This window comes from Streptomyces sp. NPDC052773 (assembly GCF_044547145.1).
Lineage (GTDB): Bacteria > Actinomycetota > Actinomycetes > Streptomycetales > Streptomycetaceae > Streptomyces.
Genome location: NZ_JBITZX010000004.1, coordinates 131,939 through 154,928 on the forward strand (window position 1 = coordinate 131,939; position 22,990 = coordinate 154,928).

The 22,990-nt window shown below is 72.5% G+C and carries 21 protein-coding genes and 1 pseudogene; 13 read left to right on the forward strand and 9 right to left on the reverse strand.

All coding sequences use genetic code 11. The features are described 5' to 3' along the window. Positions 1-29 precede the first annotated feature (29 nt). Positions 30-491: a universal stress protein gene (locus ACIG0D_RS11080; RefSeq protein WP_365765746.1), complete on the reverse strand. Its 462-nt coding sequence runs from the start codon at positions 489-491 to the stop codon at positions 30-32. Positions 492-638: 147 nt separating this feature from the next. Between ACIG0D_RS11080 and ACIG0D_RS11085 the strand changes: the two genes are divergently transcribed. Then, positions 639-1,475 (forward strand): polysaccharide deacetylase family protein, encoded by an 837-nt coding sequence (locus tag ACIG0D_RS11085; RefSeq protein ID WP_399798489.1) that lies wholly within the window; start codon positions 639-641, stop codon positions 1,473-1,475. 37 nt (positions 1,476-1,512) lie between these two features. Here ACIG0D_RS11085 and ACIG0D_RS11090 read toward each other — a convergent pair whose 3' ends face one another. Beyond that, positions 1,513-2,187: a class F sortase gene (locus ACIG0D_RS11090; protein ID WP_399798491.1), complete on the reverse strand. Its 675-nt coding sequence runs from the start codon at positions 2,185-2,187 to the stop codon at positions 1,513-1,515. A gap of 866 nt (positions 2,188-3,053) precedes the next feature. Between ACIG0D_RS11090 and ACIG0D_RS11095 the strand changes: the two are divergent. Continuing rightward, positions 3,054-3,467 (forward strand): annotated as a pseudogene (locus ACIG0D_RS11095) (hypothetical protein); the annotation flags it as partial. A 153-nt stretch (positions 3,468-3,620) separates the two neighbouring features. On the opposite strand, the gene ACIG0D_RS11100 reads toward ACIG0D_RS11095, so the two are convergent. The 3 genes from ACIG0D_RS11100 to ACIG0D_RS11110 form a co-directional block, all read right to left on the reverse strand. Next, a complete protein-coding gene (locus ACIG0D_RS11100) occupies positions 3,621-3,866 on the reverse strand; it encodes a hypothetical protein (protein ID WP_399798494.1) in 246 nt (81 codons plus the stop codon). Positions 3,867-4,100: 234 nt separating this feature from the next. Further along, on the reverse strand, positions 4,101-4,865 hold the full coding sequence (locus tag ACIG0D_RS11105) for a DUF4239 domain-containing protein (protein ID WP_399798496.1): 765 nt from the start codon (positions 4,863-4,865) through the stop codon (positions 4,101-4,103). A 16-nt stretch (positions 4,866-4,881) separates the two neighbouring features. Next, the gene (locus tag ACIG0D_RS11110; RefSeq protein WP_365766658.1) at positions 4,882-5,010 is read right to left on the reverse strand and encodes a hypothetical protein; all 129 of its coding nucleotides are present in this window, start codon (positions 5,008-5,010) and stop codon (positions 4,882-4,884) included. Positions 5,011-5,878: 868 nt separating this feature from the next. Between ACIG0D_RS11110 and ACIG0D_RS11115 the strand changes: the two genes are divergently transcribed. The 4 genes from ACIG0D_RS11115 (at position 5,879) to ACIG0D_RS11130 (ending at position 10,736) form a co-directional block, all read left to right on the forward strand. Next, complete coding sequence (locus ACIG0D_RS11115; protein WP_399799259.1) at positions 5,879-6,853, forward strand: SCO0930 family lipoprotein; 975 nt, start codon at positions 5,879-5,881, stop codon at positions 6,851-6,853. Positions 6,854-7,237: 384 nt separating this feature from the next. Further along, a complete protein-coding gene (locus tag ACIG0D_RS11120) occupies positions 7,238-8,050 on the forward strand; it encodes an SAM-dependent methyltransferase (RefSeq protein ID WP_399798499.1) in 813 nt (270 codons plus the stop codon). Then, positions 8,047-10,188, forward strand: a complete 2,142-nt coding sequence (locus ACIG0D_RS11125; RefSeq protein ID WP_399798501.1) for a putative bifunctional diguanylate cyclase/phosphodiesterase — start codon at positions 8,047-8,049, stop codon at positions 10,186-10,188. The genes ACIG0D_RS11120 and ACIG0D_RS11125 overlap by 4 nt, the downstream gene beginning before the upstream one ends. 95 nt (positions 10,189-10,283) lie before the next feature. Continuing rightward, complete coding sequence (locus tag ACIG0D_RS11130; RefSeq protein ID WP_399798502.1) at positions 10,284-10,736, forward strand: ester cyclase; 453 nt, start codon at positions 10,284-10,286, stop codon at positions 10,734-10,736. Positions 10,737-10,862: 126 nt separating this feature from the next. Here the strand turns inward: ACIG0D_RS11130 and ACIG0D_RS11135 are convergent, their stop codons facing one another. Further along, positions 10,863-11,747 (reverse strand): LysR family transcriptional regulator, encoded by an 885-nt coding sequence (locus tag ACIG0D_RS11135; RefSeq protein ID WP_399798505.1) that lies wholly within the window; start codon positions 11,745-11,747, stop codon positions 10,863-10,865. A gap of 120 nt (positions 11,748-11,867) precedes the next feature. On the opposite strand from ACIG0D_RS11135, the gene ACIG0D_RS11140 reads away from it, so the two are divergent. The 5 genes from ACIG0D_RS11140 (at position 11,868) to ACIG0D_RS11160 (ending at position 17,027) form a co-directional block, all read left to right on the forward strand. Then, the gene (locus ACIG0D_RS11140) at positions 11,868-12,539 is read left to right on the forward strand and encodes a succinate dehydrogenase (protein WP_399799262.1); all 672 of its coding nucleotides are present in this window, start codon (positions 11,868-11,870) and stop codon (positions 12,537-12,539) included. Between the two features lie 2 nt (positions 12,540-12,541). Continuing rightward, the gene (locus ACIG0D_RS11145; RefSeq protein ID WP_399798507.1) at positions 12,542-14,491 is read left to right on the forward strand and encodes a fumarate reductase/succinate dehydrogenase flavoprotein subunit; all 1,950 of its coding nucleotides are present in this window, start codon (positions 12,542-12,544) and stop codon (positions 14,489-14,491) included. Continuing rightward, positions 14,488-15,234: a succinate dehydrogenase/fumarate reductase iron-sulfur subunit gene (locus ACIG0D_RS11150; RefSeq protein WP_399798509.1), complete on the forward strand. Its 747-nt coding sequence runs from the start codon at positions 14,488-14,490 to the stop codon at positions 15,232-15,234. The genes ACIG0D_RS11145 and ACIG0D_RS11150 overlap by 4 nt, the downstream gene beginning before the upstream one ends. A 210-nt stretch (positions 15,235-15,444) precedes the next feature. Further along, a complete protein-coding gene (locus ACIG0D_RS11155; RefSeq protein WP_399798511.1) occupies positions 15,445-16,218 on the forward strand; it encodes a GNAT family N-acyltransferase in 774 nt (257 codons plus the stop codon). Then, positions 16,218-17,027, forward strand: coding sequence for a lysophospholipid acyltransferase family protein (locus ACIG0D_RS11160; protein WP_399798514.1), 810 nt, complete (start codon positions 16,218-16,220; stop codon positions 17,025-17,027). Before ACIG0D_RS11155 ends, ACIG0D_RS11160 begins: the two co-directional genes overlap by 1 nt. A gap of 13 nt (positions 17,028-17,040) precedes the next feature. Here ACIG0D_RS11160 and ACIG0D_RS11165 read toward each other — a convergent pair whose 3' ends face one another. After that, complete coding sequence (locus ACIG0D_RS11165; RefSeq protein ID WP_399798516.1) at positions 17,041-19,371, reverse strand: ATP-binding cassette domain-containing protein; 2,331 nt, start codon at positions 19,369-19,371, stop codon at positions 17,041-17,043. 50 nt (positions 19,372-19,421) lie between these two features. Further along, complete coding sequence (locus tag ACIG0D_RS11170) at positions 19,422-20,465, reverse strand: LLM class flavin-dependent oxidoreductase (RefSeq protein WP_399798518.1); 1,044 nt, start codon at positions 20,463-20,465, stop codon at positions 19,422-19,424. 285 nt (positions 20,466-20,750) lie between these two features. Here ACIG0D_RS11170 and ACIG0D_RS11175 point away from each other — a divergent pair, with 285 nt between their 5' ends. Next, the gene (locus tag ACIG0D_RS11175; protein WP_399798521.1) at positions 20,751-21,263 is read left to right on the forward strand and encodes a hypothetical protein; all 513 of its coding nucleotides are present in this window, start codon (positions 20,751-20,753) and stop codon (positions 21,261-21,263) included. Between the two features lie 22 nt (positions 21,264-21,285). On the opposite strand, the gene ACIG0D_RS11180 is transcribed toward ACIG0D_RS11175, so the two are convergent. Beyond that, a complete protein-coding gene (locus ACIG0D_RS11180; RefSeq protein ID WP_365767944.1) occupies positions 21,286-21,501 on the reverse strand; it encodes a dodecin in 216 nt (71 codons plus the stop codon). Between the two features lie 246 nt (positions 21,502-21,747). Between ACIG0D_RS11180 and ACIG0D_RS11185 the strand changes: the two genes are divergently transcribed. Beyond that, positions 21,748-22,980, forward strand: coding sequence for an extracellular solute-binding protein (locus ACIG0D_RS11185; protein WP_399799264.1), 1,233 nt, complete (start codon positions 21,748-21,750; stop codon positions 22,978-22,980). The last annotated feature ends 10 nt before the right edge of the window (positions 22,981-22,990 follow it).

A 22,990-nucleotide genomic window follows, 5' to 3' on the forward strand; every position in this document is an offset into this window, starting at 1 on the left:
GGGAAGACGCCACGCACGGGGTGCGCCCGTTACGGCACCACCGTCACCGGCCACCGTCCGGCCTTCACCAACCGGATCGCGACGGAGCCCACGATCCGGTGGCCGGCCTGCTCCGACGCGCCCACCACGACGGCGTCGGCCTTCAGCTCGTCGGCGGCCTTCACCAGACCGCTGTACGGATCACCGCGGAACGTGTGGAACTCCCAGCGGACGTCGAATATCCCCTTGACCCGCTCGGCGGCGTCCCGGATCTGCGCCACCAGATCCTCGGCGATCTCCTCGGTCGTGCCGGCCACCGGTGCCCCGAGCACCGCGCCCGCCCCCAGTACCGGCTGCACGTACACCACGGCCAGCAGTGCGTGCTGCCGCCGGGCCAGACCACCCGCGTAGGCCGCCGCCCGCAACGAGGAGTCGGAGCCGTCGACCCCGACCAGGATCACCTTCGGCCCGTCCGTGCCGCGCTCGAACCGGTGTGAGTGCTGTTCCGTCACGGCCCGAGGCTACCGGAACCGGCGATTCCCGCCGCCGGGGGCGGGGCGTACGGCGCGACGGCCCGGCATCGGCCGCACGAGTGGATTGGTGCCGCCGCACCGGTGTCACCGTGGTGCGTCGAGGGCGCGGCGGGCGACTGATGAGTCATGAAGAAGGATCAGTTGCCCACCCGCCGACGGGTGTTGCTCGCCGGTGCCGCCGCCGTGGGCGCGGCCGGCACCGCCGGGGTGTTCGCCCTCGGCCCGGGCGAGAAGGCCGCCCGCTCCGCCGCGCCGGCCGCCGGCCCCGCGGCCCGCCGCCCGCTGAAGCCCTCCGCATACCGCCTCCAGCCCCTGACCGGCTACGGCCCGCCCCGGGCCGCGCCCGGCCGCACCCCGGTCCGGCGCAGACCGCTGCTCAGCGTCTCCGGCCTCGGCCGCACCATGGTGCTGACCTTCGACGACGGCCCCGACCCCCGCTACACCCCGGACATCCTGGACACCCTGCGCGCCTACGACGTCCCCGCGATGTTCTTCGTCTGCGGCCAGATGGCCGCCGCCCACCCCGGCCTGCTCGAGCGGATGGCCGACGAGGGCCACATCGTCGGCAACCACACCTGGTCGCACCCGCTGCTCACCCGGCTCACCCATGCCCGGATCCGCAGCGAGATGGAACGCACCTCCGCGATCGTCGAGCAGACCTACGGCGAGTGGCCCCGCTGGTTCCGCGCCCCCTACGGCGCCTGGAACCGGGCCGCCTTCCAGATCGGCGCCGAACTCGGCATGGAACCCCTCGCCTGGACCGTCGACACCCTCGACTGGACCGAACCGGGCACCCGCACCATCGTCGACCGGGTCGCGGACGGCGCCGCCCCCGGCGTCGTGGTGCTCTCCCACGACGCCGGGGGCGACCGGTCGCAGAGCGTGCGGGCGCTGCGCCGCTATCTGCCGCGGCTGCTGGACGCCGGCTACCACATCACGGTGCCCCGCAGACACCAGGTGTGACGGCCGGCGCCCGCCGCCCCGCCGGGTCGGGGCCCGCTCAGCGGACCTCGACCAGGCGGGCGAAGGCCACGACGTTCCCGTCGTAGCCGTTCTGCTGGGAGAAACCCCCACCGCAGGTGATGACCCGGAGTTCCGGAGCGCCCTTGGAGGCGTACACCCGGTCGCCGGGGAAGTTGTTCTTCTCGAACACCTCGATGCCGTAGATCTCGAATACGGCCGTCTTTCCGTCCCCCCGCGCGATCTCGACGCGATTTCCCTTCTTCAGCGCGCCGAGCCCGTAGAACACGGCGGGGCCCTGCTTGTTGTCGACATGGCCGACGACGACGGCGGTGCCCTTCTCGCCGGGCGAGACCGCGCCGGTGAACCAGCCCGCGAGATTCGGATCCTCCGCCGGCGGTGCGTCCACCCAGCCCTCGGCGTCCAGACCGACCGGAATCATCGGCGCGTCCACCTGGATCGCGGGAATCCGCACCCGGTTCGGCACGGCGTACGGCAGTGGCTGCGCGGCCTGCCCGAAGGTGCCGGTGGAGACGGCGCTGTCCGCGGCCGCCGCCGACGCGGGCTGCGGCGGACCCACGTCGAACTCCCCAGAACCATTCCGAATGAGCGCGAGACCGGTCAGCAGAACAAGCGCTATCACGCCCCACGGGGCGCGTTTCCTCCGCCGCTCCTCCGCTTCGGCCAGCTCGGCGGGCAGCTCGGATGCAGACATTCGCCATCCCCTCTCGACGCGGCCGTCGCCGTGTCATTTCGCGCATACGAGAACGCTAAATGCCGTCCGGGAAACCGGCGACGGGGCAGAGGCGAACGGGTGGCCCGCGAGAAGGCCCGGTGCGCCATCCGAGTTGCCGTGAACAGGAATTTTCTGACGGTCCGTGACCTGCGGCAATATCCGATTGTGCGGTTTTCGTTCGGCGTGTTGCCTCACCAGGACGGACCATCGCCGAAATGCGGGTCCCGGCGGGGCGACTGAGGGTCTTTTCCGGGAGACGCTTTCTCGCCGATCCACCGGGGACGGGCCCCGGGGCGTCTTCCGCGGAGGATCACATGCGTAACTCTCGTGCCCTGGCGGTCTCCGCCGCCGCGGTCGCCGCCTTCGGCCTCGCCGCCCCCGCCGCGGTCGCGTGGGACGGCTCGGGCGGAATCGTGGGCGGCAACGGCGACCAGAGCTTCAACCAGGGAGACAACGGCTGGCAGGGCTTCGACCAAGGCGGCGACGGCGGCCAGGGGGGCAACGGCAACCAGGGCGGGGACGGCAACCAGGGCGGGAACGGCGGGGACGGCAACCAGGGTGGGAACGGGGGTCAGGGCGGGCACGGGAACCAGGGTGGCAACGGGGGGCAGGGCGGCAACGGCAACCAGGGTGGGAACGGCGGGAACGGCAACCAGGGTGGGAACGGCGGGCACGGCAATCAGGGCGGCAACGGGGGCCAGGGAGGCAACGGCAACCAGGGCGGCAACGGAGGACAGGGCGGCAACGGCAACCAGGGTGGGAACGGCGGGCACGGCAACCAGGGCGGGAACGGGGGTCAGGGAGGCAACGGCAACCAGGGCGGGCGCGGGAACCAGGGCGGCAACGGCCACTTCGGCAGCCCGAGCAACATCGTCGCGATGCCCAGCGTCATCGCCCCCGGCGGACAGATGACGATCACCGTCGACGGCTGCCCCCACGGAGGCACCGCCTCCTCCCAGGCGTTCCCGACCACCCGGCTCACCCCGATCAGCGGCGCCAACCACACCGCCCGGGGCACCGCCACGATCCACGCGAACGCCCGCCCGGGCCAGTACGACATCACGGTCAACTGCTCCGGCCGTACCCTCACCCGCCCGGCCGCCTTCACCGTCCTCGGCGGCGTGCGTGGCGGTATCGGCGGCAGCAGTTCCACCGGCGCCACGCCCACCGACATCGCCATCGGCGGTGGACTGGTCGCGGCGGCCGTCATCGGCGGCGGGGTGTTCTGGATGCGGCGCCGCTCCGAGAAGCGGATCTGATCCGGAACGAGACGGACCGGCCGCCTTTCCCCCGGCGGCCGGGCGGATCCGTCGGGACATCGCGCACGTACACAGGCCTTCGCCCCGGCTCCCTCCCTGGGAGACCGGGGCGAAGGCCTGTGCGCACATGTGCCGCTGTGCTCGGCGGAGCGGTCAGGCGTCGTCCCCGCCGGCGCGCCGGCGGGAGAAGCGGTACGCCGCGCCGAGCGAGCCCGCGATGAGCGCCGCGCCCAGGCCGATCTCGTGGAGGTCGAACCCACCGGCGCCGCCCTCACCGGCGTGCGGCAGTACGGCGACCCGGAAACCGGTCTCCGCGCCGCGCGCGTGGGCGGCGGGGGCGGTGAGGGAGAGGGTGGTGAGGCCCAGCAGTGCGGCCGAAGCGACGCGTATCGCGCGCATGATGATCCTCGGGTTCCCGAGGAGCAGGCTGCGGACCGTTTCCGCGTACGCCGGAAATGCACCTCGGTGACCGAAACGCCAGGAACGCCTGTACGTGCACGCGATCGGAGTCGCACGAATGGGGCAACCGTGTGGGCCGCTCAGGCGGGGGCGGTCCCGCGGCCGGGGGACGGCGATGGCGTGGCGCCCGCCGTCCCCCGCTGCCCGGGGCCCCGTCCGGCCCTTGAGGGCACGTCAGCGTGTGGCTTCGGGGAAGAGGTCGAGGAACGGATCCGCCGTCGCGGAGATGCCCCGGCTGTACGGCGCGTCGAAGTCCCAGATGAGGAAGAGCAGGAAGGCGATCAGCGCGGAGAACAGCACGGCCAGGATCAGCTCGCGCGGAGTGCGCCGGATCTGCAGGGCGAGGATCATCCCGATGGTGATCACCGCCCCGATGATCAGGCCGAACCACACCACGCCCGGCATGGTCGGCGCGGCCGAGTCAGCGCGGGCGTTGCGCGCCTGGTCGGCGGCGGTGACCTGGTCCATGAGCGGCTGGTAGGCCTGGGCCTCGAAATCGGTGCGCGGCTCGTAGTCGGTGACATCCATGCGGATGCGGTTCAGCAGCTCGTCGCCGCGCTCGGTGACCTTGTTGTGGTCGGTCATCGACTTCCACTCGGTGGTGACGACGTGTCCGACGTAGGTGTTGACGTCCTCCCGGATGCGGTCGCGGATCTCCGGCGGGTAGACCCGTACCCGTTCCGAGATCTCGTGCAGCGCCTGGGCCTCGGCGCGGACGTGGTCCTGCGCGGCGCCGCGCGCCTCCCAGACGCCCGCGATGGCCAGGCCCAGGACGATGGCGTAGACGACACCGATCCACATCGTCATGTACTCGATGACGTCCGGAGTCTCGGTGGGGTCCTCGTCGTCGCTCGCGGTGCGGTCGCGCAGCACGGTGATGAGGACCACCACCACACAGGCGGCCACCATCGCGAGGGTGAGAACAAGCCATTCCGGCAACGGATTCCTCCAGGGATCAGCGCGGGCGCAGCGCGGCGACCGCGACCACCGCGGGGACGGTGATGAGCAGGACGTGGGTGAGCGGAGAGGTGGTGTTCCGGATCGGCCGCGGGCGCGGCGGAGTGCGGTACTCCGGATAGCTCACCGGGGTCGCGGAGGGACGCGGGGTCGGCGTGGGTTTCGGAGCCGGGGCGGGTGGGGGAGGGGGCGTCGGCGCGGGGCGCGCGGGTGCGGGCCGGGGAGCCGGCGGGGGTGGTGGCGGAGGGGGAGGCGGGGGCGGCGGGGGCTCGGGCGGCCGGGGTGTGGGGGCCGGCTTCGGAGGCGGCTTCGGGGTGGGCTTCGGAGGCGGGGTGGGGGTGGGCGTCGGTGTGGGGGCCGGCTTCGGCGGGGGTGGCTTCGGGGTGGGGGTCGGGGACGGTGTGGGGGTCGGGGACGGTGTGGGGGTCGGTGTCGGGGTCGGGCACGTGAGACTTCCCGCGACCGACACCGCCTCCGTGCCGCCCGGCCCGGTCGAGGCCCAGGCGCAGGCATCGGCGACCGCCACGCCGGCCGGCGCGCCGACGAGGGCCCACGTCAGCGCCGTCAGGGTCAACACCCTTGCGGCCATGGGGAAATGCGTCGGTTCGGATCCATGCACGCCGGAGATCATGAGCCTTCCATCACACCGACACGCCCGGCCGCCGGGGGAATGCCTCGAAGGGGGGAAACGCCGACGCGCGGGTTTGAACCCCGCCTCCCCCGCACGTTCGACTTCCCGAACGCCGGGACGGGCGGGCCGAGAGGAGGCCGGGGGAAGTGGGGGCAGTCGGGGGGGCGGCGCCCGAGAGGAAGCCAGGGGAAGCGGGGGAAGCCGGGGGCGGCGCCCGCGAGGAAGCCGGGGAACCGGGGTGGTGCCGGCAAGAAATTCCGCACGCCCGTTGAACACACTGCGTCGCCCGCCCGTACCCCCTGTCGAGCGGCGGCGCAGCAGGGCGCTGCGACTGCAACAGCCTTGTATATTTGGGGAGTTGACGATGAAGACCTCCTGGCGGAGCGCCTCACTCGCGGCGGGTGCCGTGGTCGTGCTGGCGTTGACGACGGCGTGCGGCCAGGACGGCGGCGGTACCCAGCCGGCCAGTCAGAACGTCGGCGCGACGGCAGCGGCCGGCGGCTACGGCGGCACCGGCACCAGTACCGGGATCGGGAACGGCACGGCGGGCGCCGAAGCCGGGGCGGGGGCGGAGGGACAGCAGGACGCCGCCGCTCAGGCCGCCCCCGCCGGCAAGCTCGGTGTCACCGTCGACGCGGAACTCGGCCGCGTCCTCACCGACGCCGACGGCCGTACCCTGTACCGCTTCGACGAGGACACCGCCGAACCGCCCAAGTCCAACTGCGACGGCGACTGCGCCACCGCCTGGCCCCCGGTCCCCGCGGACGACGCCTCGGCCGGCGCGGGCATCGACAAGGCGCTGCTCGGCGAGGTCACCCGCACCGACGGCACCAAGCAGCTCACGATCGGCGGCTGGCCCGCCTACCGCTACGCCAAGGACGCCAAGGCCGGTGACACCAAGGGCCAGGGTGTCGGCGGCACTTGGTACGCCCTCGCCCCGGACGGCAAGAAGGCCACCCTCGCCGATCTGCCCGGACTGTCCACCCGCAAGGACCCCAAGCTCGGCGAGATCGTCGTCGACAAGAACGGCATGACGGTCTACCGCTTCATGAAGGACGAGGCCTGGCCGAAGCCCGTCTCCGCGTGCACCGGCGCCTGCCTCCAGAACTGGCCCGTCGTCGCCCCGGTCGAGACCAACGACACCGAAGGGGTGCAGAAGAAGGGCCTGATGAGCTTCACCCGCCCGGACGGGACCAAGCAGCAGACCGTCAACTGCTGGCCCATCTACACCTTCAGCGGTGACAACGCCCCGGGTGACACCAACGGCCAAGGCGTGGGCGGCACCTGGTTCGCCGTGGCGCCGGACGGAAAGCCGGTCGGCGCGCCGGAGAAGGAGTAACTCCTCGCTCCTCCTCGCTCGTCCACCCTCCTCGCTCGTCCACCCTCCTTGCTCCGCCACCCTCCTCCCCTCCGCCCCCTGCCGCTCTCCGCGGCAGGGGGCGGACCGGTTTGCCGCCCTTGCCGCGACTCTTCGGCAATCCCCTCGTTCTTCTCCTTCTCCTCCATCCGCTCCCTTCCGCTCCTTCTTCCCGCCTTCTTCCCTCGCTCCGGAACTCTCCGGAATGCCACCGGTACTCGGCGTCGCGGATTGCCGCATCCCATTCGGCACGTGCCGCAGGCAGTGACCGGGAACGGATGGTGAATTTCCGTTTCGGCTCGCTCCTTTGGCGGGCGATCAGTAGCCTCAGCTCGAACACCGGATCGCCTATGCCTGGAGAGATAGATGGAGCGTCCCGCCTGGGCCCCACGGAGCATCGACATCTCGGTGCCGAGCGTTTCGCGCATCTACGACTACTACCTGGGCGGTTCGCACAACTTCGAGGTGGACCGGGAAGCGGCCCGCAAGGCCATGGAGTTCATGCCGGGACTCCCCAAGATCATGCAGGCGAACCGCGCCTTCATGCGCCGCGCGGTCCGCTACGCCGTGGACCAGGGCATCACCCAGTTCCTGGACATCGGCTCCGGCATCCCGACCTTCGGCAACGTCCACGAGGTCGCCCAGGCGGCCAGCCCCGGCGCCCGCGTCGTCTACGTCGACCACGACCCGGTGGCGGTCGCGCACAGCCAGGCGGTCCTGGAGGGCAACGAGCACGCGGACGTGGTCGCCGCGGACCTGCGCAAGCCGCAGGACATCCTGTCCAGCCCCCAGGTCGCCCGGCTGCTGGACCTGGACCGCCCGGTCGCCCTTCTCCTCGTTGCCATACTGCACTTCGTGGAGGACGCGGACGACCCGTACGGCGCGGTGGCGCAGTTGAGCGACGCACTGGCGCCCGGCAGCCTGCTGGTACTCACGCATGCCTCGTACGAGGGAATCCCCCTGCCGGCGGAGCGGGCCGGGGGTGCGGTGGACGTATACAAGGACATTCGCAACCCGCTGATCATGCGCTCGCGCGAGGAGATCGCGCGGTTCTTCGAGGGGTACGACATGGTGGAACCCGGACTGGTGCCGATGCCGCACTGGCGGCCGGACACCGCACCGGAGGACGAGGATCCGTATGCCTTCTCCGGTTTCGCCGGCGTGGGGCGTACGGCGTGAGCGCGGAGCCGGACGGGCCGGAGGACAGACTGCGCCGGTTCGCGACGATCTGGAGCCGGGCGGTCTTCCCGGTGACCGTCACGTCGCTGACCCGGCCGGAGTTCGAGGCGCGGCTGCTGCCGCTCGCCCGGCGGCTGAGCGAGGCGCTGCGGGCCCGCGCCTTCGACGCCGCCGAGGGACGGGCCGTGGGCGCCGCGCTCGTCGACGCGCACTGCACCGACCCGGAGGCGCTCAGCCGCACCCTGGACTGCGTGGACGCCTACCTGGTGCTCTACTGCGGAGAGGGCGGCAACCAGGAGGATCTGCGGGCCCGTTCGTCCCGCCTCCAGCACGCCATGGCCGCCGGGTTCGCCCAGGCGCTGCGCGAACGGACGCTGGCCGAGCAGGAGTCCATCGCCCAGGCCGCGCTGCGCGCCCAAGGGGTGGTCGCCCAGGCGCTGCACGCCAGCGAGGCCCGCTTCCGCGCGGTGTTCGAGGGGGCCGCGATAGGGATCGGCATCGCCGACCTGGACGGCAACATCCTGGAGGTCAACGGCGCCCTGCTGCGGATGTTCGGCGGCGGCGAGCAGAACGTGCGTGGCCGCAACGTCCGCGACTGGACGCACGCCGAGGACGCGCCCCAGGTCTGGCGGCTCTACGAGGAACTGGTGCGCGGCGAACGCGAGCACTACCACGTGGAGAAGGCCTTCTACCGGCCCGACGGAACGGTCCTGTGGACCAACCTCACCGTCTCCCTGCTGCGCGACCCCGACGGCAACCCGCAGTACCAGCTCGCGCTGATGGAGGACACCACCGAGCGCCGGCTGCTCAATCTGCGGCTGCGCTACGAGGCCACCCACGACGCCCTCACCGGGCTGCCCAACCGCACCCTGTTCTTCGAACGCCTGGAGAAGGCCCTCAACGCGGGCCCCGGCCAGCGCTTCGGGCTGTGCTACCTCGACCTCGACGGCTTCAAGACCATCAATGACAGCCTCGGTCACGCGGCCGGCGACCGGCTCCTCGTCGAGGTCGCCGACCGGCTGCAGGCCTGCGCCACGGCGCCCGGCGAGATGGTCGCCCGGCTCGGCGGCGACGAGTTCGTGGCGCTGACCACGGGGCGCGACACCCAGCGCGAGGTCGACGAGCTGGCCTCCCGGATCATGAACGCGCTGGTCGCACCGGTCCGGATCGACGGCCGGGAGCTGACCGTGCGCGGCTCCATCGGCATCGTCGAGGGCCCGGCGGGGGAGCGGAGCGCGGCGGAGGTGCTGCGCAGCGCCGACATCACCATGTACCGGGCGAAGTCGGCCGGCGGCAACCGCTTCGAGCTGGCCGACGCCGAGGCCGACGCCCGCGCGATCACCCGGCACGGGCTCACCACCGCGCTGCCGGCCGCCCTGGAGCGCGGGGAGTTCTTCATCGAGTACCAGCCGCTGGTGCACCTCGGTGACGGCAGCGTACGCGGCGCCGAGGCCCTGGTTCGCTGGCTGCACCCGCAGCACGGCGTCCTCGGCCCCGACCGGTTCATCCCGCTCGCCGAGCACACCGGCCTCATCGTCCCGCTGGGCCGCTGGGTCCTCGAGCAGTCCGTACGGCAGGCGAAGGAGTGGCGCGAGCGCTACGCCGGCACGACCACCGCCCCGTTGCGGATCAACGTCAACCTCTCCCCCTGCCAGCTCACCCACCCCGGCCTGGTCCAGGACACCGTGGACATCCTGGAGGCGGCCGGCGTCACCCCCGACGCGCTCTGCCTCGAGGTCACCGAGTCCGCCCTGATCGGCGCCGACGACGACCTGCTCAAGCCGCTGCGCCGGCTCGCCGAGATGGGCGTCGACATCGCCCTGGACGACTTCGGCACGGGCTACTCCAACCTCGCCAACCTGCGCCGCCTCCCGGTGAGCATCCTCAAGCTGGACCGCTCCTTCACTCAGAGCATGCAGCAGTTCCCGGCCGACCCCGTCGACCTCAAGATCGTCGAAGGCATCGTCTCCCTCGCCCACAGCCTGAACCTCACGGTCACGGTCGAGGGCGTCGAGACGGGCGCCCAGGCCGATCAGCTCCGCATACTCGGCTGCGACACGGCACAGGGCTGGTACTACGCCCGTCCGGGCCCGCCGGAGCGCCTGCACGAGCTGGCGATGGCGGACGCGACCGGCTGAGCACCCGGGCGGTGACCATACCCGGTGGCCGCCCGGGTGGCCGCTTCCTACGATCGAGGGGGAGGACCCGAGCGGGCCCGGCTGGGAGCACGGGTATGGACACCACCGAGATGCGCCGCCTCTTCGAGGCCCATCGCGAGGCGGAGGCGGCCCGGGACATCGACGGCATCCTCGGCACCTTCGTCACCGACTGCTTCCTGGAGACGAAGGCGCTCGGGCTGCGCAGCCAGGGCAGGGACGCGGTGCGCGCCGCCTATCAGTCGCAGTACTTCACCGCGTTCCCCGACCTCGCCCCCGAGGACGAGGGCATCACCTTCGGCGACGACGTCCTCGCCGTATGGGGCACGCTGCGCGGCACCAGCCGGGGCGAGTGGCTGGGCGTACCACCGGGCGGCGGCACCTTCACGGTGCCCTTCGCCAACATCGTCCCCTTCCGTGACGGCCTGATGGCGGGCGAGGCGATCTACTTCGACCTGGCGACCCTGTGCGACCAGGCGAACATCCCCCTGTCGGAGATCCGAAAGGCAGCAGCCCACCGCCGACCGTAAGCACCGCGCCCCCGCCAGGGGCGCGCCCCTCAGGGGGCGCGGGGAACTGCGCGACCAGCCACAACGCCGCCGCACCCCGGCACGGCGCCGCACCGCAACGGCGAACCCCGGGCACGCGCCCCACGCTCACCGTTCCAGCAACATCCGCTGCAACTCCCGCGCGGCCCGCGGCGGAGCCACATCGCTGCGGTGGGCCAGCGCGATCGTGCGGTGCAGCCCCGGCCGCGCCAGCGGAGTGACCCGCAGACCCCGCCCGGACCGCGCCGCCACCATCCGGGGTACGACCGCCACGCCCAGCCCCGCCCGCACGAACCCCAGCACCGCGTCCATCTCCCCGCCCTCCACCGCGAAGTCCGGCTCGAAGCCCTCGGCGCGGCACGCGGCCACGGTCAGTTCCCGCAGGTCGTAGCCGTGCCGGAACATCACCAGGCGTTCGCCCTCCAAGTCGGCGATCCGCACGGTGCGCCGCCCGTCGCCGGGCCGGGGCGCGTCCGGCGAGGAGACGACGACCAGGTCCTCGCGCAGCAGCTCCACGGTGGTCAGCGCCGGCGAGGGCGTCGGCAGGGGCAGCACGACCAGGGCCAGGTCGAGCGCGCCGCGGGCGAGAAGCCGTACGAGATCGTGCGAGCCGCCCTCCTCGATCAGTAGCCGGATGCCGGGGTAGCGGTCGTGGAAGGCGCGCAGCACGTCCGGGAGCAGCCCCGTGCACAGGCTCGGAGTCGCGCCCAGGCGGACCCGCCCGCGCCGCAGCTGCACCAGTTCCTGCACCTCGTGCCGGGCGGTGTCCGCGTCGGCGAGGATCCGCCGGGCCAGCGGCAGCAGGGCCTGCCCGGCGTCGGTGAGCGTGATGTTGCCGCGCGCCCGCAGGAAGAGATCCGCGCCCAGCTCCCGCTCCAGCGCCTTGATCTGCTGGGACAGCGACGGCTGGGCGACGTGCACGAGTTCGGCGGCCCGGGTGAAGTGCCGGGTCTCGGCGACGGCCACGAAGTACTGAAGCTGCTGGAACTGCACCCACCCATCATAGGGTCGCCCTATCGAATCAAGCCGGACCATGTCTTGGACCGATGAGGTGTCCGGCGCCTAGCGTGCTGTGACATGGCTCTGGCAACGCGGACGGACCGACGGCCGTCCTTGGCGCGCACGATGTGGGACAGCACCGTCGGCAAGAAGACAGTGATGGCCGTCAGCGGCGTGATCATGCTGCTGTACCTGGTCGCCCATGTGATCGGCAACCTGAAGATCTTCTTCGGCCCGGAGGAGTTCAACCGCTACGGGCACTGGCTGCGCACGGTCGGTGAGCCGTTCATGCACTACGAGTGGACGCTGTGGCTGATCCGTATCGTCCTGCTCGCCGCGGTCGTCGCCCACGCCGTCTCCGCGTACCAGCTCAGCCGCCGCGACATCAAGGCGCGCCCCAGCAAGTACGTGCACAAGAAGCCGCGCGCCTCCTACGCGACGCGCACCATGCGCTGGGGCGGGATCATCCTCGGCCTGTTCATCGTCTGGCACGTCCTGGACCTGACCACCGGCCACACCCACCCGGGCGGCTTCCAGGAGGGCCACCCCTACGAGAACGTCGTCGACACCTTCTCCACCTGGTACGGCAACGTCATCTACATCGTCGCGATGCTCGCCCTCGGCCTGCACATCCGGCACGGCTTCTGGAGCGCCGCGCAGACCCTGGGCGTCTCCAGCCGCACCCGCGACCGCGCCCTGAAGACCATCGCCAACGTCCTCGCGCTGCTGCTCACGGCCGGTTTCATCGCCGTACCCGTGGGCGTCATGACCGGAGTGGTGAGCTGAACATGACCGACTACACCGACTACACGACCGGCGCACCCGTCGTCGACACCAAGGCCCCGTCCGGGCCGATCCACGAGCGCTGGGACAAGCGCCGCTTCGAGGCCAAGCTGGTCAACCCCGCCAACCGGCGCAAGCACACGGTGATCGTCGTCGGCACCGGCCTCGCGGGCGGCTCCGCCGGCGCCACCCTCGCCGAACAGGGCTACCACGTCGTCCAGTTCTGCTACCAGGACTCCCCGCGCCGCGCCCACTCCATCGCCGCGCAAGGCGGCATCAACGCGGCGAAGAACTACCGCAACGACGGCGACTCCATCCACCGCCTCTTCTACGACACCGTCAAGGGCGGCGACTTCCGCGCCCGCGAGTCCAACGTCCACCGGCTCGCGCAGATCTCCGTCGAGATCATCGACCAGTGCGTGGCCCAGGGCGTGCCGTTCGCCCGCGAGTACGGCGGCCTGCTCGACACCCGCTCCTTCGGCGGCGTCCAGGTCTCGCGGACCTTCTACGCCCGCGGCCAGACGGGCCAGCAGCTCCTCCTCGGCGCCTACCAGGCGCTCAGCCGGCAGATCGCCGCGGGCAACGTCGAGATGCACCCGCGCACCGAGATGCTCGATCTGATCGTCGTCGACGGGCGGGCCCGCGGCATCGTCGCCCGCGACCTGATCACCGGCAAGATCGACACGTACTTCGCGGACGCGGTCGTCCTCGCCTCCGGCGGCTACGGCAACGTCTTCTACCTGTCGACGAACGCCATGAACTCCAACGCGACCGCCATCTGGCGGGCGCACCGGCGCGGCGCCTACTTCGCCAACCCCTGCTTCACCCAGATCCACCCCACCTGCATCCCGCGCACCGGCGACCACCAGTCCAAGCTCACGCTGATGAGCGAGTCGCTGCGCAACGACGGCCGCATCTGGGTGCCCAAGGCCAAGGGCGACACCCGGCCGCCGCACCAGATCCCCGAGGACGAGCGCGACTACTACCTGGAGCGCATCTACCCCTCCTTCGGCAACCTCGTCCCGCGCGACATCGCCTCCCGCGCCGCGAAGAACGTCTGCGACGAGGGCAGGGGAGTGGGCCCCGGCGGGCAGGGCGTCTACCTCGACTTCGCCGACGCCATCAGGCGCATGGGCCGCAAGGCCGTCGAGGCCAAGTACGGCAACCTCTTCGACATGTACCAGCGGATCACCGACGAGGATCCGTACGAGGTGCCGATGCGGATCTACCCGGCCGTGCACTACACGATGGGCGGGCTGTGGGTGGACTACGACCTCCAGACCACCATCCCCGGCCTGTTCGCGATCGGCGAGGCCAACTTCTCCGACCACGGCGCCAACCGCCTCGGCGCCTCCGCGCTGATGCAGGGCCTCGCCGACGGCTACTTCGTGCTGCCGGCCACCCTCAACGACTACCTGGCCCGCAACCCGCGCACCGAGCAGATCACCCCGGACCACCCGGCGGTCCAGGAGGTGCTGGCCGAGACCGAGGACCGGATCAGCCTGCTGCTCTCCGTCGACGGCGACCGCACCCCCGACTCCTTCCACCGCGAACTGGGCGAACTCATGTGGGAGTTCTGCGGCATGGCCCGCACCGACGCCGGGCTGCGCAAGGCACTGGAGCGGATCCCGCAGATCCGCGACGAGTTCTGGCGGCGCATCAAGGTCCCCGGCACCGGCGAGGAGTTCAACCAGTCGCTGGAGAAGGCCAACCGCATCGTCGACTACCTCGAGCTCGCCGAGCTGATGTGCCTCGACGCGCTGCACCGCACCGAGTCCTGCGGCGGCCACTTCCGCGAGGAGTCCCAGACCCCGGACGGCGAGGCCGCCCGCAAGGACGACGCGTTCTCCTACGCCGCCGCCTGGGAGTTCACCGGCACCGGCGAGGCCCCCGTCCTGCACAAGGAAGACCTGGTCTTCGAGTACGTCCACCCCACCCAGCGGAGCTACGCATGAAGCTCACCCTGCGCGTCTGGCGGCAGAAGAACGCCGACGCCGACGGCGCCATGTCCACGTACGAGGTGGACGGCATCTCGCCCGACATGTCGTTCCTGGAGATGCTGGACACCCTCAACGAGGAACTCATCCTCAAGGGCGAGGACCCCGTCGCCTTCGACCACGACTGCCGCGAGGGCATCTGCGGCGCGTGCTCGCTGGTGATCAACGGTGACGCGCACGGACCCGAGCGCACCACCACCTGCCAGCTGCACATGCGGTCCTTCAAGGACGGCGACACCATCGACATCGAGCCCTGGCGGGCAGCGGCCTTCCCGGTCATCAAGGACCTGGTCGTGGACCGCTCGGCCTTCGACCGGATCATCCAGGCCGGCGGGTACATCACCGCGCCGACCGGCTCCGCCCCGGAGGCGCACGCCACCCCGGTGCCGAAGCCGGACGCCGACTACGCCTTCGAGCACGCCGAGTGCATCGGCTGCGGCGCGTGCGTCGCCGCCTGCCCCAACGGCGCGGCGATGCTGTTCACCTCCGCCAAGGTCAACCACCTCAACGTGCTGCCGCAGGGGGCGCCCGAGCGGGAGACGCGGGTGCTGGACATGGTGGCGCAGATGGACGAGGAGGGGTTCGGCGGGTGCACGCTGACGGGGGAGTGCGCGACCGCCTGCCCGAAGGGCATCCCGCTGATGTCGATCACCAACATGAACAAGGAGTGGCTGCGGGCCGCGCGGAAGGTGAAGCGGTAGCGCCGTAGGGGGTTCCGCCGCCGGGCGGGCCCGGGGAGCGCCGTGATGGTTCACCCGGCTCCCCGCGCCCCCGGAGACAGTGCCCGCGCCCGGCATTTCAACAGCTCCACACTCTCACTCCTGGTACCGGTCACTCGGACGCCAACCGGCGTCGGAAGAAACGGGGGGTACCGCCTCCGCCCCCCTTTCCGGCCGTACCAGGAGTGAGCCATGACCGGCGTGTCCACGCTCGACCGTCCCCCGCAGCCCGCGGCGCCCACCCGCTACACCGTCACCCTCGCCCGCGACGAGGACGACGTGCGTGCCGCGCAGCGGCTGCGGCACGACGTCTTCGCCGGGGAGATGGGCGCCCTGCTGACCAGCCCGCAGCCGGGACTCGACATGGACGCCTTCGACGCCTACTGCGATCACCTGCTGGTGCGCGAGGAGTTCACCGGCGAGGTCGTCGGCACCTACCGGCTGCTGCCGCCCGAACGGGCCGCGGTGGCGGGACGGCTGTACTCGGAGGGCGAGTTCGACCTCACCCCGCTCGCCGCGATCCGGCCCGGCCTGGTCGAGGTCGGCCGCTCCTGTGTCCACCCGGACCACCGGGACGGAGCGGTGATCGGCCTGATCTGGGCCGGCATAGCCCGCTACATGACCGACCGGGGCCACGAGTGGCTGGCGGGCTGCTGCTCGATCCCGCTGGCCGACGGCGGCGCCCTCGCGGCGGCCACCTGGGACCGGGTGCGGGAACGCAACCTCGCCCCCGAGGAGTACCGCGTACGGCCGCTGCTGCCGTGGTCGGCCGAGGGCGTGGCCCGCCCCGCCGGCCGCACCGAACTGCCGCCGCTGCTGCGCGGCTACGTCCGCCTCGGCGCCTGGGTGTGCGGGGAACCCGCCCTCGACGCGGACTTCGGCGTCGCCGACCTGTACGTGCTGCTGTCGATGCGCCGGGTCGACCCGCGCTATCTTCGGCACTTCCTCTCCCTCGTCCCGGCCTGATGAGCGCCTGGCTGCCCACCGCCCCCTGCACCCCGCGGGCCTGTGTCACCGCGACCGGCGGCGCCAGGGCCGTACCGCGCGCCGTGCTGCGGCTCACGGCGGTCGCGGTGCTGCTGCTCGCCGGGATCGCGCTGTCGCCGCTCGGCAGGAGGATCCCGGCGCACCTGGTGCGCCGGTGGTGCCGGGCGATCGTGCGGGCGGCGGGGGTGCGGGTCCGGATCACCGGGGCCGCGCCGCCCGGCGGCGGGGTGCTGCTGGTCGCCAACCACATCTCCTGGCTGGACATCCCGCTGCTGGCCGCCGTCCGCCCGGCCCGGATGCTCGCCAAGACCGAGATACGGCGGTGGCCGGTCGCCGGACCGCTCGCCGCGCGCGGCGGGGCGCTGTTCATCGAGCGGGACCGGCTGCGCGCCCTGCCGCAGACGGTCGCGCGGATCGCCGCGGCGCTGCGGGCCGGGGCGGCGGTCGGGGTGTTCCCCGAGGGCAGCACCTGGTGCGGGCGCGCGCAGGGCGAGTTCCGGCGGGCGGTGTTCCAGGCCGCGCTGGACGCGGGCGTGCCCGTGCAGCCGGTGCGGCTGCGCTACCGCCTCGCCGACGGCTCGCCCGGCACCGCCGCCGCCTTCGTCGGCGACGATCCGCTCCTCGCGTCGCTGTGGCGGGTCGCGTCGGCCCGGCACCTGGTCGCCGAGGTCGACGTACGGCCCCTCATCCCGCCCGGCGCGTATCCCGACCGCCGTTCCCTGGCCCGCGCCGCCCAGCCCACCCGCACCCCGGAGCCGGGCTGGACCCACGCCGCCCTGGTGGCCTGAGGGGGCTCCCGCCTCACGGCAGCGCGCGGGCCAGATACGGCGCCGTCCGGCTCTCCCCGGCCCGCGCCACCTCGGCGGGCGGGCCCGCCGCCACGATCCGGCCGCCCTCCGCGCCGCCGCCGGGACCCAGGTCGATCACCCAGTCCGCGCCCGCGACCACCGACATGTCGTGCTCGACGACGATCACGGTGTGCCCGGCGTCCACCAGCCCGTGCAGCTGCCGCATCAGCACCTCCACGTCGGCCGGGTGGAGCCCGGTCGTCGGCTCGTCCAGGAGGTACAGGGTGTGCGCCCGGCGCCCGCGCTGCAGCTCGCTCGCCAGCTTGATGCGCTGCGCCTCCCCGCCGGACAGCTCGGTCGCGGGCTGCCCGAGGCGCAGATAGCCGAGGCCGACATCGAGCAGGGTGCGCAGGCTGCGGGCCACGGCCGGGGTGTCGGCGAAGAACTCCGCCGCCGACTCGACGGTCAGGTCCAGCACCTCGGCGATGTTCCGGCCCCGGTACGTCACCTCGAGCGTCTCGGCGTTGTAGCGGGCACCGCCGCAGTCCGGGCACGGCGTGTACGTGCTCGGCAGGAACAGCAGTTCCACGCTGACGAACCCCTCGCCCTGGCAGGTCTCGCAGCGCCCTCCCGCGACGTTGAACGAGAACCGGCCGACGCCGTACCCCCGCTCCCGTGCCGCGTCCGTCGCCGCGAACACCTTGCGCACCACGTCGAACAGTCCCGTGTACGTCGCCAGGTTCGACCGCGGGGTCCGGCCGATCGGTTTCTGATCCACCGTCACCAGCCGTCCCACGCCCGGCAGTTCCTGGGTGATCTCCCCGATGAGCGTGGACTTGCCGGACCCCGACACCCCGGTGACCGCCGTGAACACCCCCAGCGGGAACTCGGCCGTCACCCCGCGCAGGTTGTGCCGGGTGACGGGCCCGACCTTCACCTGCCCGCGCGGCCGGCGCACCTCACGCGCCGCCGTGGGGGAGCCGTCGAAGAGGAAGCGGGCCGTCGCCGACCCGGCGACCGAGGCCAGCCCGTCCACCGGGCCGCTGTACAGCACCCGTCCGCCGTGCTCGCCCGCGCGCGGCCCCACGTCCACGATCCAGTCGGCGCCCCGCACCACGTCCAGATGGTGCTCGACCACGAACACCGAGTTCCCGGCCGCCTTCAGCCGCTCCAGCACCGTGCGCAGGGACTCCGTGTCCGCCGGGTGCAGGCCAGCGGACGGTTCGTCGAGGACGTACACCACCCCGAACAGCCCCGACCGCAGCTGGGTGGCGAGCCGCAGCCGCTGCAACTCGCCCGCCGAGAGGGTGGGCGTCGCCCGGTCCAGGCTGAGATAGCCGAGGCCCAGCTCGACGACCGGGGCGATCCGCGCCTTCAGATCCTCGGTGAGCACCCGCGCGGGCTCGTCGGTCGCCTCCAGCACGTCCGCCAGCTCCGCGAGCGGCAGCGCCGCCAGCTCGGCGATGGTACGGCCCGCGAAGGTCACCGCCAGCGCCTCCGGCCGCAGCCGGCTGCCCCCGCACCCGGGACAGGGGGCGCTGGTCAGGAACCGCTCCGCCTTGGCCCGCAGGGTAGGGCTCTTGGAGTCCGCGAAGGTCTTCATGACGTACCGCCGGGCGCTCGTGTACGCGCCCTGGTACGGCCGCTGGATCCGGTCCGCGTCCCGCACCGGGTGCACGGTCACCACCGGCTGCTCGTCGGTGAACAGGATCCACTCCCGCTGCTCGGCGGGCAGCTCACGCCACGGGCGGTCCACGTCGTAGCCGAGCGTGTCGAGGATGTCGCGCAGGTTCTTGCCCTGCCAGGCGCCCGGCCAGGCGGCGATCGCGCCCTCCCGGATCGACAGCGACGGGTCGGGGACCAGCAGCTCCTCGGTCGTACGGTGCACCCGCCCGAGCCCGTGGCACTGCGGGCACGCCCCGGCCGCCGTGTTCGGCGAGAAGGCGTCCGAGTCCAGTCGCTCGGCGCCCGGCGGATGGTCGCCCGCGCGGGAGAACAGCATCCGCAGCGAGTTCGACAGGTTGGTGACCGTGCCGACCGAGGAGCGCGAGGTGGGCGCCGAGCGGCGCTGCTCCAGCGACACGGCCGGCGGCAGCCCCGTGATCTCGCCGACCTTGGGCGCGCCGACCTGGTGGATCAGCCGGCGGGCGTACGGGGCGACCGACTCGAAGTAGCGCCGCTGCGCCTCCGCGTAGATCGTGCCGAACGCCAGCGACGACTTCCCGGAGCCCGAGACGCCCGTGAACACCGCCACCACGTCCCGGGGGATGTCGACGTCGACCCCCTTGAGGTTGTGCTCGCGGGCGCCGCGGACGCGGACGTACGGGTCGTGCGGGCTGCTCATGCGGGGGAACTCCGTGCGCGCCTGAGGGGAGGGGGACAAACCCCGCGATTCTACGCCGGGGCGTCCCCGAACGCCGGGGTGCCCCCGTGCGCCGGTGCCAGTCCCGCGATCCGGGCCAGCCGCCGGTATGAGTCCAGCAGCGCGTCACGGTCGTACCCGCTGGTCGTGACCAGGACCTCCTGCGCGTCCGTCTCCTTCAGCACCCGCTCCAGCTCCCCGGCGACCTCCTCCTCGGTGCCCGCGAGCTGCCCGGTGAGCCCGGACTCGTAGAAGCCGCGCTCCTTCTCGGTCATCGTCCGCGCCGCCACCCGCTCGGCGGGCGGCAGCGGCGGGAAGGTGCCGTGGGTGCGTGAGTACGCCATCGACCACGCCTCCGGGACCAGCAGCCGCCGGGCCTCCTCACGGGTCGCCGCCACGGCGATCGTGCCGGAGATCACCACGTACGGCTCGCTCGCCCAGGGCGACGGACGGAAGTGCGCGCGGTAGTGCTCGACGCCGCGCAGCATCTTCTCCCGGTCGCGCAGGTCGCCGATGACCATCGGCAGGCCCGCGCGGGCCGCGATCGCCGCGCCCTCGCCCATCGCGAGCACGAACGGCGGCACGGTCAGGCCCTCGGCGGGACGCGCGTGCACGCCCGTCGGGGAGGTGCCGCGGAACCAGCCCAGCAGCTCGGTCAGTTGGGCCTCGAAGTCCTCGGCGTCCCCCTTGTCCCGGCCCAGCGCCTTGCGCACCGCGCCGGTGAAGCCGACCGAGCGGCCGAGACCCATGTCGATCCGGCCGGGGAACAGCGACTCCAGCACGCCGAACTGCTCGGCGACGACGAGTGGCCGGTGGTTGGGCAGCATCACGCCGCCGGTGCCCACCCGGATCGTCCGGGTGGCGCCCGCCACGGCGGCGGCCAGCACGGTCGGTGCGGAACCGGCGACGCCGGGCACGCCGTGGTGCTCCGACACCCAGAACCGGTGGTAGCCGAGCCGCTCCGCCTCCTGCGCGAACCGCACGGTGTCGCGCAGCGCCTCGCCGACCGGGCGTCCCTCCCGGGTGCGGGAGCGGTCGAGCACGGAGAAACGGGTGGAGGTGATCACGGAACTCACACCAGGTTCAACACGTGCGGCCCGCGCGCATTCCCGGGAGGCGGACGCCCCGCGCGCCCCCGGGGCGGGACCGCCCCGCCGTAAATGGTTGGCATGCGCGCGACGCCCCGGCCTACGGTGAGAGGCAGGTGCCCGGTGCGCCGGTCACGCGTTCTTCGTGGTTCGACTCCATGCAGGACCGCCCCTGGTCCTGTCGCCCTTCGGGGGCAGCGCGTAGCCACCCCGACCTCGGGCACCGCATTCCGTCCCGCCTCAGGGGGCGAGACGCCCCCTAGGGTGGGGGCTGTGACGAACAGCAACAGCAAGGCCCCGGACGGCACCAAGCTCCCGCTGGCCGTGTTCGACCTGGACAACACCCTCGCCGACACCGCGCACCGGCAGCGGTTCCTGGAGCGCAAGCCCCGCGACTGGGACGGCTTCTTCGCCGCCGCGCCGCAGGACCCGCCGCTGCCGGAGGGTGTCGCGCTGGCGCGGGAGAGCGCCCGCGAGTGCGAGGTCGTCTACCTGACCGGGCGGCCCGAGCGCTGCCGCCGCGACACGCTCGACTGGCTGGCCGGGCACGGGCTGCCCGAGGGGCGGGTGTACATGCGCCGCGACGACGACCGCCGGCCCGCCCGCTTCACCAAGCTGGCCATCCTGCGCCGCCTCGCCCGCACCCGGGAGATCCGGGTCCTGGTGGACGACGACGAACTGGTGTGCGCCGACGCGGAGCGAGCCGGTTTCACCGTACTGCGGGCCCGCTGGGCCACTCCTTCCACCGCGCTGAAGGTCGCGCAGGAGCGGGAGGGGCGGACGTAAGGGCGGACGTAACCCCGGCGGATCAGTCCGCGTCCTCCAGCCGGAAGCCCACCTTCAGGCCGACCTGCCAGTGGGCGATCTGCCCGTTCTCGATCTGGCCCCGGACCTGGGTGACCTCGAACCAGTCGAGGTTGCGCAGGGTCTGCGAGGCGCGGGTGATGCCGTTGCGGACGGCCTGGTCCACGCCCTCGGGGGAGGTGCCGACGATCTCGGTGACCCGGTAGGTGTGGTTCGACATGGGGTGCTCCTCTCCGCTGTGACGGCTGTGTCACACGTCACTCCACCGTGCCCCAAGCTGCGGCGGTCCGCGAGACGTCGGCCTCCCGGGCCGTATCCCTTGACCTCCGCATTGGTCCATACCAAAATCCAGCACACCCGTACGAGCCCTGGGCTCGTCCCCCCACGTCGGGCTTCCCTCTCCCTGTCCGCAGACAGAACAGGACCCCTCGTGAGACGTCGCCGCATGCTCGCCCTCTCCTGCGTCATGACCGCCTCGCTCGTCACCGGCTGCGGTGTCCTCCCGGGCGACGGCGGCCCGCAGCGGCGCACCGTCACCGTCTGGCTGATGAAGGACAGTGCCTCCAAGGAGTTCCTGGACCGCTTCACCGAGGAGTTCGAACGCACCCACGGCGACCTCGACCTGGACATCCGCATCCAGGAATGGACCGGCATCGGCGACAAGGTGCACGCCGCCCTGGAGTCCGACACCGCCGACGCCCCCGATGTGATCGAGGTCGGCAACACCCAGGTCCCGCAGTACATCGAGGGCGGCGGGCTGCTCGACCTGACCCTGGAGTCGATGCGGGACTGGGGCATGGACGACTGGCTGCCCGGCCTCGCCGAACCGGGGCGGCAGCTCTCCGCGCAGTACGGCATCCCCTGGTACGCCGCCAACCGCGTCGTCATCTACCGCAAGGACCTCTTCGAGCAGGCCGGGATCACCGCCCCGCCCAAGACCCGCGAGGAGTGGCTGGAGATCACCGGGAAACTGAACTCCGGCGGCACCCAGGGCATCTACCTCGCCGGACAGGACTGGTACACGCTCGCCGGGTTCGTCTGGGACGAGGGCGGCGACCTCGCCGAGGAGGACGGCGGCACCTGGCGCGGCAGCCTCGACACCCCGGCCGCCCTGCGCGGCATGGACTTCTACCGCCGCCTCCAGGCCCTCGGCGACGGCCCCGTCGACGCCGACGAGGAACACCCGCCGCAGGCCGGGGTGTTCGCCGGCGGCCGGGTCGCGCAGATCGTTGCCGTGCCGGGCCTCGCCCGGGCAGTCGTACGGCAGAACCCGGACCTGGAGGGCAAGCTGGGCTTCTTCCCCGTGCCCGGCAAGAGCGCCGGCAGGCCCGGCGCCGTCTTCACCGGCGGCTCCGACCTCGTCGTACCGCGCAACACCGACGTCCGCGACGGCGCGATCGCCGTCGTCGAGGCCCTCACCGGCGCCGAGTGGAACACCGAACTCGCCCGCACCATGAACTACGTGCCCAACAAGACCACCCTGGCCGACGAGGTCGCGGACGAGGAGGGCGTCGCCGCCATGGCCGCGGGCGCGGCCCGGGGCCGGGCGACACCCAGCACCCCCGAGTGGGCGAACGTCGAGGCGGACAACCCGATCAAGGAGTACATGACGAAGGTGCTCACCGGCGCCGACCCGGCGACCGAGGCCCGCCGCGCCTCACGCCGCATCACGGAGGCACTGGCGGCACCGGCGAGCTGACTCCCGCCGC